This window comes from Curtobacterium sp. 18060, assembly GCF_902706105.1.
Taxonomy (GTDB): domain Bacteria; phylum Actinomycetota; class Actinomycetes; order Actinomycetales; family Microbacteriaceae; genus Curtobacterium.
The window spans coordinates 67649-79928 of sequence record NZ_CACSJV010000008.1 but is presented as its reverse complement, the minus strand read 5'-3'; the positions used below and the strand labels follow the sequence as shown (position 1 = coordinate 79928).

9 protein-coding genes are annotated in these 12280 nt (G+C 71.3%); 4 read left to right on the top strand and 5 right to left on the bottom strand.

The genetic code is table 11. From position 1 onward, the window contains the following. Positions 1–17 precede the first annotated feature (17 nt). The 4 genes from araA to GVL05_RS06495 form a co-directional block, all read right to left on the bottom strand. Positions 18–1547, bottom strand: a complete 1530-nt coding sequence (gene araA / locus GVL05_RS06510) for an L-arabinose isomerase (protein WP_159572362.1) — start codon at positions 1545–1547, stop codon at positions 18–20. Next, positions 1544–2302 carry an L-ribulose-5-phosphate 4-epimerase gene (locus GVL05_RS06505; protein WP_228504864.1) on the bottom strand — a complete coding sequence of 253 codons (759 nt, stop codon included), beginning with the start codon at positions 2300–2302 and terminating at the stop codon, positions 1544–1546. The genes araA and GVL05_RS06505 overlap by 4 nt, the downstream gene beginning before the upstream one ends. Continuing rightward, a complete protein-coding gene (locus GVL05_RS06500) occupies positions 2299–3990 on the bottom strand; it encodes a xylulokinase (RefSeq protein WP_159572360.1) in 1692 nt (563 codons plus the stop codon). Before GVL05_RS06500 ends, GVL05_RS06505 begins: the two co-directional genes overlap by 4 nt. Positions 3991–4420: 430 nt before the next feature. Further along, positions 4421–5434, bottom strand: a complete 1014-nt coding sequence (locus GVL05_RS06495; protein ID WP_159572358.1) for a LacI family DNA-binding transcriptional regulator — start codon at positions 5432–5434, stop codon at positions 4421–4423. 172 nt (positions 5435–5606) lie between these two features. Between GVL05_RS06495 and GVL05_RS06490 the strand changes: the two genes are divergently transcribed. Genes GVL05_RS06490 through GVL05_RS06475 form a run of 4 tightly spaced genes read left to right on the top strand, consistent with a single transcriptional unit; the run spans position 5607 to position 10900 of the window. Further along, positions 5607–7604, top strand: a complete 1998-nt coding sequence (locus GVL05_RS06490; protein WP_159572356.1) for a glycoside hydrolase family 127 protein — start codon at positions 5607–5609, stop codon at positions 7602–7604. A 4-nt stretch (positions 7605–7608) separates the two neighbouring features. Further along, positions 7609–8916, top strand: coding sequence for a sugar ABC transporter substrate-binding protein (locus tag GVL05_RS06485; RefSeq protein ID WP_159572354.1), 1308 nt, complete (start codon positions 7609–7611; stop codon positions 8914–8916). 58 nt (positions 8917–8974) lie between these two features. Next, positions 8975–9943, top strand: coding sequence for a carbohydrate ABC transporter permease (locus tag GVL05_RS06480; protein WP_123938482.1), 969 nt, complete (start codon positions 8975–8977; stop codon positions 9941–9943). Positions 9944–9946: 3 nt separating this feature from the next. Further along, on the top strand, positions 9947–10900 hold the full coding sequence (locus GVL05_RS06475; RefSeq protein ID WP_159572352.1) for a carbohydrate ABC transporter permease: 954 nt from the start codon (positions 9947–9949) through the stop codon (positions 10898–10900). Between the two features lie 210 nt (positions 10901–11110). Here GVL05_RS06475 and GVL05_RS06470 read toward each other — a convergent pair whose 3' ends face one another. Further along, a complete protein-coding gene (locus GVL05_RS06470; RefSeq protein ID WP_159572350.1) occupies positions 11111–12160 on the bottom strand; it encodes a substrate-binding domain-containing protein in 1050 nt (349 codons plus the stop codon). Positions 12161–12280 lie beyond the last annotated feature (120 nt).

Below are 12280 nucleotides of genomic sequence, written 5' to 3'. Positions count from 1 at the left end.
CGTACGGTCCGCGTCCCTCAGAAGCCGCGGTCGAGACGGTGCCACGTCTGCTGGAGACGAAGCTCGTCACGGAAGCCGCGGGCGGTGGTGTGCTCGTCGATGACCAGGAACTCGGTGCCGACCATGGTCGCGAGGTCCTCGACCACCTGCAGACCGACGGCCGTCGTCATCACGGTGTGGTGGGCGGCGCCGGCGGTGAGCCAGGCCTCGGCGGCGACGGGGAACGACGGACGCGGCTCCCAGACGGCACGGCCGACCGGCAACTTGGGCAACGCGGAAGTCGGCGGCACGACGTCGACGACGTTCGCGGTCAGGCGGAAGCCGTCGCGGGTGTCGGAGAGCGCGACCACCACGGCCTCGCCGGAGTCGGCGGTGAAGACCAGGCGGACCGGGTCGTCCTTGCCGCCGATGCCGAGCGGGTGGATCTCCAGCGTCGGCTTCGTGGTGGTGAGCGTGGGCGAGACCTCGAGCATGTGGGCACCGAGGATCTTCTCAGCACCGGGCGTGAGGTCGTAGGTGTAGTCCTCCATCAGGCTCGCACCACCGGGCAGTCCGGCGCCGGCGACGTTCATCGCACGGACCAGGACGGCCGTCTTCCAGTCGCCCTCGGCGCCGAAGCCGTAGCCGTCCGCCATCAGGCGCTGGACCGCGAGGCCGGGCAGCTGCTTGAGCGTGCCGAGGTCCTCGAAGTTGGTCGTGAAGGCGGCGGAGCCGTTCTGCGCCAGCAGGGTGCGGAGGCCGATCTCGATGGCGGCGCCGTCGCGGAGCGCCGCGTGTCGTTCGCCGCCGGCGCTGCGGAGTGACGGGTCCACGTCGTAGTCGCGCTCGTAGGTCGCCACGAGCGCGTCGATCTCGTGGTCCGACGCGGCGGACACGGCCGCTGCCAGCTCGTTCACCGCCCAGGTGTTCACCTGCACGCCGAGCTCGATCTCGGCCTCGGTCTTGTCGCCCTCGGTGACGGCGACGTAGCGCATGTTGTCGCCGAAGCGGGTGAGCTTCAGCTCACGGACTGCTGCGGCACCGGCTGCGGCACGGGTCCAGTTCGACACCCGCTGCTGGACGCGGGGATCCGAGACGTGCCCGACGGCGGTGGCGTGTCGGACACCGAGGCGTGCGAGCGCGTAGCCGAACTCACGGTCGCCGTGCGCGGCCTGGTTGAGGTTCATGAAGTCGAAGTCGATGTCCGCCCACGGCAGCGTGACGTTCGCCTGCGTGTGCAGGTGCAGCAGCGGCTTCGTCAGCGCCTGCAGGCCACCGATCCACATCTTCGCGGGGCTGAAGGTGTGCATCCAGGTGGTGACGCCGATGACCTTGTCGTCGGCGCTGGCCTCGATCAGGGCGCGCCGGATGCCGTCGGCGTCCTTCAGGACCGGCTTCCAGACGAGCTTGACCGGCAGGGCGCCGGCCAGCTCGGCGTGCACGGCCTTGCTCTGCTCCTCCACCTGGCGCAGCGTCTCCTCGCCGTACAGCCCCTGGGAGCCGGTGAGGAACCAGACCTCGTAGCCGTCGAGCGTGGCCTGGGGGTCGACGGTGGTCTCCTGCGTCATTGCATGGCTCCTTCGGGGTTCTGTCCGTAGACGTTCTGGTAGCGATCGAAGAGTCGATCGATGTCTGCTTGCGCGATCGGGACCACGTCCCCGCCCTGCTTCGCGATGTGCACGGTGCGGGCGACGTCCTCGCACATCACGGCGGCCTTGACGGCGTCCTTCGCGTCCTTGCCGATCGTGAAGACGCCGTGGTTCTGCATGAGGACCGCGCGGGATCGGTGGCCGGTCAGCGTCTCGACGATGCCGTGGCCGATGGAGTCGTCGCCGATGATCGCGAACGGGCCGACCGGGATCGGCCCGCCGAACTCGTCGGCCATCGCGGTGATCACGCACGGGATGGGTTCCGCTCGTGCGGCCCACGCCGTCGCGTACGTCGAGTGGGTGTGCACGACACCGCCGACCTCGGGCATGTTCCGGTACACGTGGGCGTGCGCGGCGGTGTCGGAGCTCGGTCCGTGCTCGTTGCCCCAGCCGTCGGCCGGCTCGCCGTCGAGGGTGCAGACGACCTGGTTCTCGGGGGTCAGGTCGTCGCTCGAGACGCCGCTCGGCTTGATGACGAACAGGTCGGTGCCGGGCACACGCTCGGAGACGTTGCCGCCGGTCCAGATCACCAGGCCGTAGCGGACGAGTTCGCCGTGCAGGCGGGCGACGCGTTCCCGGGTGGTCGCCACTGCCTGGCGCGTGGTCGGGTCGGTCGCGTCGGCGTGCTGGGTCGCGTTCTGCTGGGTCGCGTCCTGCTGGGTCGCGTCGGTCATCGGGTCGCTTCCTGCTCTGCCGGAAGGCGCGGGTCGGCGCCGTCGGTCTGCTCGGTCGGGCGCGTGGTCGCGCTGGGGCGGGTCGCCGCCGCCGCCACGTCCTGCACGGGCAGTGCGGCCCGGTAGCGGCCCAGGTAGGTCTGGAAGCCGTCGACGTCGGCCGGCTCGGGCTCGGCCACGTGCACGGCGTCCCCGCCGAACACGGTGTCCGACAGGAAGTCGGGGAGCTGTTGGTCGGTGTGCTCGAGGTAGGCGGCCAGGACGGCGATGCCCCACGCTCCGCCCTCGCCCGCGGTCTCCTCGAGGGCGATCGGCACCCGCAGTGCCGCGGCGAGCAGACGCTGCGGGGCGCCGGGCGTGCGGAAGAGCCCGCCGTGCGCGGTCATCCGGTCGACCTGCACCCGCTCGCCGTGCAGCACGTCCATGCCGATCGCCAGGGTGGCGAACGCGCCGTGTACCTCGGAGCGGACCAGGTTGCCCAGGGTGAAGCGGGCGTCGGGGGTGCGGAGCAGCAGGGGCCGGCCGTCCTCGACGTGGGTGACGGGTTCGCCGGCCAGGTAGTTGAACGAGAGCAGGCCGCCGGCGTCGGGGTCGGTGCTGTCCGCGATCGATTCGGTGAGCAGTGTCGCGTAGACGGTGTCGACGTCGAGGGGCTGCCCGGCCGCTTCGGCGAACCGTCCGAAGACCTTCGCCCAGCTCGCGATCTCGCTGGCGCCGTTGTTGCAGTGCACCATCGCCACGGCGTCGCCCGCCGGGGTGGTCACGACGTCGAGTTCCTCGTGCGGCGTGCTCAGCGGGTGCTCGAGGACCACCATCGCGAAGATGCTCGTGCCGACGCTGACGTTGCCGGTGCGGGGTGCGACGGCGTTCGTCGCGACCATGCCGGTGCCGGCGTCACCCTCGGGCGGGCAGAGCGGCGCGCCGGGTTCGAGCGTGCCGGTGGGGTCGAGCCACGCGGCGCCCTCAGGGGTCAGCTCACCGGCTTCGGCACCGGCGACGAGGACCTCGGGCAGCAGGGACCGCAGGTCCCGCACACCGATCAGGTCCTGCGCGGTGGCGAGCATGGCCTGGTCGAAGTCCTTCGCGCCCGGGTCTCCGGGGCCGCTGTCGACGGGTCCGCCCTCGATCGGGAACACGCCGGAGGCATCCCCGACGCCGAGCACGTTCCGTCCGGTGAGTCGTCGGTGCACGTAGCCCGCGAGCGTCGTGATGCCGGCGACCTCGGCCACGTGCGGTTCCTCGTCGAGGACCGCCTGGTACAGGTGTGCGATCGACCAGCGGAGCGGCACGTTGAAGGCCAGTGCCTCGCTGAGCTGTTCGGCTGCGGGTCCGGTCGAGGTGTTCCGCCAGGTCCGGAACGGCACGAGCAGGTCGCCTGCGGCGTCGAACGCCAGGTAGCCGTGCATCATCGCGCTCACGCCGACCGCGCGGAACGTGGTCGGACGCACGCCGAACTGCGCTTCGACGTCGGCGACGAGCGCGGCGTACGCGGCCCGGAGGCCGGTCTCGACGGCGTCGAGCGAGTAGGTCCAGCGGCCGTCGACGAACTCGTTCTCCCACTCGTGGGAGCCGGCGGCGATGGGGACGAGGTCCTCGTCCACCAGGCATGCCTTGATGCGGGTGGAGCCGAGCTCGATCCCGAGTGTCGTGCGGCCGTTCGCGACCTGCTGGGTGGGGTCGTCGCCCATGCGTTCCTCCAGAACTCCGTCGTCCTCCGTGAGCGCTCACATCCTGGCACGTGAGCGCTCACTCTCGCAACGTCCGCGCGCGCCGCCCTTCTCGCCTACCCCACCAGTCGAGACACCCCGCTCACGTCCGCCGAGGTTCCACAACTCGCCGCCCGCGCAGCGCCCAGGTTCCACGACCGCCTCGGATCCTCGCCCAGATGCCGAAATCTCGGAGCCCCGGGCGCCGAGCGGGAACTCCGGGCAACGGCCTTCGGCGCGCCCCGACGGACCCCGACGCGGCGACGACTCGCCCGACCCTTCCCCGCCGAGGTTCCACGACTCGCCGCCGCCGGTGCGCCGAGGTTCCACGAACGGCTCGGAGTCCCGCCCAGATGCCGAGATTTCGGAACCTCGGCGGACGGGCGCGGCGGGCGCGACGGCGCGGGGCGGGCTACGCGCCGGCGGTGCTCTCGCGGATCACGAGGGACGGGGTGACCGTCGCCGAGGCCGCCGCACCGCCGTCGATCAGCCCGAGCAACGCCTGCCCGGCCACGCGCCCGAGCTCCTCGAGCCGCAGGTCCACCGTCGTCAGCGGCGGCCTCGAGGCGAGCACCATCACGTCCCAGTCGTCGTACCCGGTGACGGCGACGTCCTCGGGGACCGAGCGTCCGAGCTCCCGAAGCCGATCGCACACGCCGCGGGCGATCTGATCGCTGCCGCACACGATCGCGTCGACGTCGGGCGACTGCCGCGCGAGCACGTCGACGGCCTGGCGCCCCCACCGCTCCGACCACTCGCCGAACAGCGGCGGCGTGACCAATCGTGACCCGAGCACGGAGGCCGCTCCCGCCACGCGACGTTCGGCGGAACGGTGCCGCGCGGGCCCGGTGACGACGGCGACCCGCTGCCGCCCGAGCGTCAGCACGTGCGCGGCGACGAGCGCGGACCCGGCGGAGTCGTCGAGGGTGATCGACACGTCGTCGGCCGAGGTCGACGGCGTGAACGCGTACACGACCGGGATCGCCACGTCGATCGGCGGTCGCGGGTCGGCGGAGCGTCCGGTCACGATGATCCCGTCGACGCCGCGGGCTACGAGGGAGCGGAGGTAGTGGGCCTCGCGGACGTGGTCGTCGCGGGTGTCGCAGAGCAGGACCGCCATCTGCCCGGCGGACAGGGCGTCCTCGGCACCGAGGAGCACGGGGATCGAGAACCGACCGAAGGAGTCGGTGGTGATCATGCCGACCGTGTAGGTCCGACCGGAGGACAGCGCACGGGCCCGGGCGTCGCCGACGAACCCGAGCTTCTCGGCGGCGTCCTTGACCCGTGCCCGCGTGGAGTCGCGGAGCTGTCCGGTGCCGTTGAGCGCCTTCGACGCCGTGCCGATCGACACCCCGGCGAGCGCGGCGACGTCGGTGATCCGGACGGGCTGCGTGCTGCGGTCGGCACCGGTGCGCTCGAGGGTCACGGCAAGTTCCTTTCCGGATCGCGGGACGTGACGATGAGCATACGCAGAAAACCCAGCACTCCTCTTGCGCGGCGAAGACCAGTGTCGTAACGTCCACCGCAGAAACCGTTTTCCGAAACGCTGCACGAACGGCGGCACCGGGACGGTCCCAGTCACATCGCAAGGAGGCGACATGACCACCACGCTCGCGACCGACAGCCGTGCGCACACCGCGACCCCGGTCCTCCCGACCGCCGACGCGCACCTCACGCTCCGGCCCCTGCCGACGGGCGACGCCCGGATCACCGGCGGCTTCTGGGCACTCCGGCAGGAGCGCAACGGCCGTGACGCGGTCCGCGGCGGGTACGCCCTCCTCGAGACCGCCGGCAACTTCCGGAACCTGCGCATCGCCGCGGGGCTCGAGGAGGGCGAGGCCACCGGCCCGATCTTCATGGACTCGGACGTGACGAAGTGGCTCGAGGCGGTGGCGTGGGAGTACGGCCGCGCCCCGTCCGAGGACCTGCTCGAACTGCAGCGCGAGGTCACCGCCCTGTACGCCCAGGCGCAGGCCGACGACGGCTACCTCGACTCCGTGCAGCAGATCCGTGGGAAGGGCGAGCGGTACACGGACCTCAAGTGGAGCCACGAGATGTACTGCGCCGGCCACCTGTACCAGGCGGCCGTGGCGCAGCACCGTGCGACGGGCGACACCGGCCTGCTCGAGGTCGCGATCAAGAACGCCGACCACCTGGTCCGCACGTTCGGCGACGGGACCGCACCGGACGGCACGCCGAAGACCCGCGACGTCGACGGCCACCCCGTCGTCGAGATGGGCCTCGTCGAGCTGTACCGCGAGACCGCCAACCGTGAGTACCTCGACCTGGCGCACTGGTTCGTCGACGCCCGCGGCACGGGCATCATCGAGCGCGCCGGCGGTGAGCCGACGTACTTCTCCGACCGGGTGCCGAGCCGGCAGGCCACGACCGTCGAGGGCCACGCCGTCCGCGCCGTGTACCTGGCAGCCGGCGCCGTCGACGTCGCGATCGAGACCGGCGACACCGAGCTGCTGGCCGCGAGCGAGCGGCAGTTCGCCGACATGATGGCGACGAAGGCGTTCATCACCGGCGGCCTCGGGGCGCGCTGGGACTGGGAGGCGTTCGGCGACCCCTACGAGCTGCCGACCGACCGTGGCTACGCCGAGACCTGCGCGGCCATCGGCGGTGTGCAGTGGGCGTGGCGCCTGCTGCTCGCCACCGGCAAGCCGGTCTACGCCGACGCGATCGAGCGCCTGCTGTACAACGCGTTCCTGGCCGGCGTGAGCCTGGCGGGCACCGAGTACTTCTACGTGAACCCCCTGCAGCAGCGGGACCACGCGCACCAGGACGAGAACCGCTCCCCCGCTCACGGGCGCCGCGGCTGGTTCGACTGCGCCTGCTGCCCGCCCAACATCATGCGCACGTTCGCGAGCCTGGACGGCTACCTGGCGACCGCGACCGACGGCGGCCTGCAGATCCACCAGTACGCGACCGCGGACCTCGGGCCGGTGTCGGTCGAGACCGGCTACCCGCACGACGGCCGCGTGGTCGTCACGGTCACCGAGGACGGCCCGCTCGCCCTCGGCCTGCGGATCCCGGTCTGGTCGGACACGACGACGGTGCAGGGACCGGACGGTACGGCGCACCCGGAGCCGGGCACGCTGCACGTCGTCGACCGGCACTGGACCGCCGGGGACACGGTCGAGCTCGTCTTCGACACGACGCCGCACCGGTACGTGGCCGACACCCGCATCGACGCCGCCCGCGGTCAGGTCGCCATCGAGCGCGGCCCCCTCGTGTACGCCGTGGAGCAGGCGGACCAGCAGGGCTTCACGGTCGACGACCTGACGGTCGACGCGGTCGCACCGATCACCGAGGAACGTCGCGACGACCTGCTCGACGGCATCGTCACGCTGCGCGTGCCCGGACACGCCCCGGCCGGACACGAGCAGGCATCGTGGCCGTACCAGCGGCTGGACGCGACCCGGTCTGGAGGAGCGGATCACGCCGTGGACGCGACCAGCGTCGACGACGCGGCCGGCTCGCAGGGCGCCACCACGGACCTCCCGGCCGTCACCGCGACCGCGGTTCCCTACTACGCCTGGGCGAACCGGGGCGCGGCGCCGATGCGCGTGTGGCTCCCGCTGGCGCGGTGACGTGATGGACCGCAGAGCGTTCCTGGTCGGCGGTGTCGCCGGCGGCGCAGCACTCGCCCTGGCAGGGTGCTCCGGCACCCTGCCCAAGGTCGACGCGGAGGTGGCGAGCTTCGGGAAGGACGCGACCGGCACCGTGCACGTCTGGTGCCGGTCCGCGACCCAGGCCGGACTGACCTCGGCCGTGGCCGGGTTCAACAAGGCGAACCCGAAGCTGCAGGTCGAGCTGACCCCGGTGCCGGACGGTCAGTACGTGACGAAGCTCGCGACGGCCATCCGCGGTGGTGAACCGCCGGACGTCGTGGACATCGACGACATCAACTCGCAGCTGTTCATCTTCCGCGAGGCGTTCGCCGACCTGACCGACGTGGTCAAGGGCCTCGACTACTTCGACGCGATCTCACCGGGCCACCTGCGACTGCTCGAGTACCGCGACCGGTACTACGGGCTGCCCTACCTGGCGGACAACTCGCAGCTGTTCGTCAACACCGAACTGTTCGACCGGGCCGGGCTCGACGTCGAGGAGTCGACGAAGGACCTCTCCACGCTGCTCGACGCGGCGAAGGCCATCCGGAAGCTCGACGATGACGTCTACGGGTGGTCGATCTCCGGCAACGCCGCCGGCATCATCGGCTTCGTCACGCAGCCGCACGTCTGGGCGACCGGCGTCGACATGATGTCCGGCGAGGTCGGCAAGCAGACGGCGAACATCACCGGCAACGAAGCGCTGGAACGGATGCTCGAGTTCTACCGGCAGCTCTGGAAGGACGGCGCGCTGTCGAAGGCGACGTACTCGGACGCCGGCACCACGTGGGGCGCGGACTTCCGGGCCGGCAAGGTCGGGATCTTCCCGACCTCGTACGGCGCCACCGTGCCCGCGGCCACCAAGGCCATGCGGGCGAAGATGCAGACGGTGCTCATCCCGTCGTGGGACGGCCAGCGGTCGTTCTTCGACGGCGGCGACAACATGTGCATCCCGAACGGGGCGGCGAACCCGTCCGGCGGCTGGGCGTTCATGCAGTACGCGAACGGCCTGCAGCAACAGCAGGCCCTGCCCGACGGCGGCTACTTCCCCACCCGCTCGGACGCCGCGACGCCCGAGTACCGCAAGCGGTTCCCGTTGGCGTTCGGCCCGCTCGACGCCATCGACAAGGGCTACGCGCCGCAGACCCTGGCGTACAACCTGCTCAACAACCAGCCGTCGTCACCGTACTTCGCGATGTTCCGCGAGGCCGTGTTCGGCTCGGGCACCGCTGCCGCGATGAAGACGGCGCAGGCGGACTACACCCGCATCCTCGACCAGGTCCAGGCCTGACCGTCGCTCGCTCGCCTGTTCGCTCGTTCGTTCGCTCGTTGCACAGAGAGGTGCAGACATGACCACCATCTCCAACCGACGGACCGGCGCCGGCCGCCCCACCGTCGGCCGCGGCGCCGGCCGCCCGGGCCGCCAGGGTCGCTCGGGTCCGTCCCGCGGGTCGCTCACGCACCCGCCGCGCGCCGGCGCCGTGCTCGTCACCCCGGCGATCGTCTTCGTCGCGGTGTTCGTCCTCGCCCCGCTCGTGTTCGCGCTCTACATCTCGTTCACGAACTGGCCCCTGATCGGCCCGTACCGGTTCATCGGGCTGCAGAACTACCTGACGCTGTTCCAGGACCCGACGTTCGTGCACGCCATCGGGTACACGCTGCTGTACACCGCGATCGTGACGGTGCCGATCCTGGTGCTCGGCTACTTCTTGGCGGTGCTCATCCGGGCGCGGCGACGGGGTAGCACCCTGCTGCGGACGGTGTTCTTCCTGCCGTACGTCGTCGGCCTGACGACGCTGTCGTTCATGCTCGTGCTCGAGGCGCAGCCGAACTCCGGAGCCGTCAACATGGTGCTCCGCTGGCTCGGCATCACCGACGGCAGCACCGCCTGGCTCGTCAACGGCCCCCTCGCCACGCTGCTCATCTGCGTGCTCGTGGTCTGGGCGGTGTCCGGCCTGACGATGGTGCTGCTGATGTCGGCCATGCAGGGCATCCCCGACGAGGTGTACGAGTCGGCGCAGCTCGAGGGCGCGTCCTGGTGGCAGACCGAACGGCTCATCACCCTGCCGATGATCCGGTCGACCATCGCCCTCAGCGCCATCATCTCGGTGATCGGCTCGCTGCTCGCGTTCAACCAGTTCTACATCCTGACCCAGGGCGGGCCGGGGACCGAGACCACGACGATCGTCAACGCGATCTACAACCGTGGCTTCGTCAACCTGCAGCTCGGCGCCGCGACCGCCGAGTCGATCGCCCTGGTCGTCGTCATCGCCGCCGTCACGGTGTTCCAGTTCTGGGCACTGCGAGAGAAGGACTGAGCCATGAGCACCACGACCTCCCGTGCCGGCCTCGCGGCGCCGGACCTGTCCACCCGCACGCTGACCACCACCGGCGACGGACGCCGTCGACGACACCACCAGGGCAGCGTCCGGCACCCCCGCGACACCGCCGTCAAGCGCACCCTGTACGTGATCGCCGGCGTCGGGTCGGTGCTCGTCTTCGGTGTCCCACTGCTGTGGTCGATCCTGCGGGCGTTCCAGTCCGAGGCCGTCATCACGCAGGCCGCCGACCCCGCGACCTTCTTCCAGCTCGGCTGGCAGAACTTCGCGGCCGTCTTCAGTTCGTCGTCGCACCTGCTGACCGGCGTGTTCAACTCGTTGATCGTGTCGATCGCCACCGCGGTGCTGACCGCCGTGATCGCCACGATGGCCGGGTACGGGTTCGCCCGCTTCCAGTTTCGCGGGTCGGGCATCGTGTTCGGTCTGGTGCTGCTGACGATGATGGTGCCGTTTCAGGCGATCCTCACCCCGCTGTACCTCGAGATGAACGCCATGAAACTCACGAACTCGCTGCTCGGGCTCGTGCTGTTCTACACGACGGTGAACCTGCCGTTCGGGGTGTTCGTGATGCGGAACGCGTTCGAGTCGATCCCGACCGAGCTCGAGGACTCGGCGTTCGTCGACGGGGCCTCACGCTTCCGGGTCGTCGTGTCGGTGCTGCGCCCGCTCCTGCTGCCCGGGGCCGCGACCGCTGCGCTGTACGCGTTCCTGGCGTCGTGGACCGAGTTCCTCGGGGCGCTGACGTTCCTGACGAAGGACTCGCTCTACACGCTGCCGGTGGCGCTGCTCAACCTGCAGACCGGGGCGTACGGCCAGGTATCGTACGGCAACCTCGTCGCCGGGTCGGTCGTGGCGATGATCCCGTGCATCGCGCTCTACGTCGGGCTGCAGCGGTTCTACGTCGCAGGCCTGTCGTCGGGCGCCCTGAAGGGCTGACGGTCGGGTCGGCCTCCGGCCGGTGCGAGGTAGGCACGGCCCCGCACCGTGCGCCCCTGTCCGGCCGGTGCGAGGTTGCTCGCTCGGTGAGGGGCTGTAGCGCCGCACCGAGCGACCAACCTCGCACCGGATGGGCAAGGCGGCACCGTGCGCCGCTGCCCCGCGCACGGCAGAACGTCGCCCCGGCCGGAGAACCCCGCACCGTGCGCTCTACGCCGACCGGCGCACCACGAGCTCGGGCGCCAGCAGCGTCTCGTCGCGCGGCTCGCCCTCGACCAGGGCCCGCACGGTGTCGAGCACCCGCTCCCCCATCGCCCGGAAGTCCTGCCGCACGGTGGTCAGCGGCGGGGTGAAGTGCGCGGCCTCCGGCACGTCGTCGAACCCGACCACCGCGATGTCGTCGGGCACGCGCAGGCCCTCGTCGGCAAAGGCGTGGAGCACCCCGAGCGCCATCTGGTCGTTGCCGGCGAACACCGCGTCGACGGCCGTCACGTCGATGTGCCGTGCGGCCGCGAACCCGCTCCCCGGGGTCCAGTCGCCGTCGAGCACGACGGGCTCGAGGCCGGCGTCCTGCATGATCCGGACGTACGTGGCGCGACGCACCTCGGACTCCTGCGAGACGGGCGGGCCGGCGATGTGCACGATCCGCCGGTACCCGCGCGCGAACAGGTGTTCCATCACGAGCGACGTCCCGGCGGCCTGGTCGATCGCGACCGCGGCGACGGTCGACGCCGCCGGGGTCCGCACGGCGTCGCGCTGCACGGCGTTCGACACGACGACCGGCACGGTGACCGGCACGGTGAGCGACCCGAGGGCGTCGAGCACCCGGTTGTCCGCGGCGACGAGCACGATCGCGGCGACGTCCTGCGCGAGCAGCGTCGTGAGTGCACCGGACAGGTCGGACGGCGTCGGTTCCTCGGGCAGGGTGGAGAGCAGCACGTGGTACCCGGCCGACCGGGCTGCGCGTTCGAAGCCGATCGCGGTGCTCGACGGACCGTACAGCGCGTCGCCGGCGGTGATGATGCCGAGCGCGCGGCTCCGCCCCCCGGCGAGTGCGCGGGCGGCGGCGCGGGGCCGGTAGCCGAGGTCGTGGACGGCGTCGGTGACCTGCGTGCGGAAGGCGTCGCGGACCGTCGGGTCGCCGTTGATGACGCGCGAGACGGTCTGGTGGGAGACGCCCGCGCGCTCGGCGACGTCGAAGATCGTCGGAGCCTTCCGGCGTTTGCCGCCCGTGCCCCCTGGGGCGGTCGTGGTCGTCACGAGGCCAACCGTACCGCGCAGTCCGGCCCGCGCGGCAAGATCGCGAAACGGTCAGGTCGAGTTGACACCCCGTTACGAAAGCCCCAGTATGTGAGCGCTCACACGAGCACATCCCTCGGG

Coding starts and splice junctions, on each gene's coding strand:
- araA (WP_159572362.1), bottom strand. CDS start 1,547: ATGACGCAGGAGACCACCGTCGACCCCCAGGCCACGCTCGACGGCTAC.
- GVL05_RS06505 (WP_228504864.1), bottom strand. CDS start 2,302: ATGACCGACGCGACCCAGCAGGACGCGACCCAGCAGAACGCGACCCAG.
- GVL05_RS06500 (WP_159572360.1), bottom strand. CDS start 3,990: ATGGGCGACGACCCCACCCAGCAGGTCGCGAACGGCCGCACGACACTC.
- GVL05_RS06490 (WP_159572356.1), top strand. CDS start 5,607: ATGACCACCACGCTCGCGACCGACAGCCGTGCGCACACCGCGACCCCG.
- GVL05_RS06485 (WP_159572354.1), top strand. CDS start 7,609: ATGGACCGCAGAGCGTTCCTGGTCGGCGGTGTCGCCGGCGGCGCAGCA.
- GVL05_RS06480 (WP_123938482.1), top strand. CDS start 8,975: ATGACCACCATCTCCAACCGACGGACCGGCGCCGGCCGCCCCACCGTC.
- GVL05_RS06475 (WP_159572352.1), top strand. CDS start 9,947: ATGAGCACCACGACCTCCCGTGCCGGCCTCGCGGCGCCGGACCTGTCC.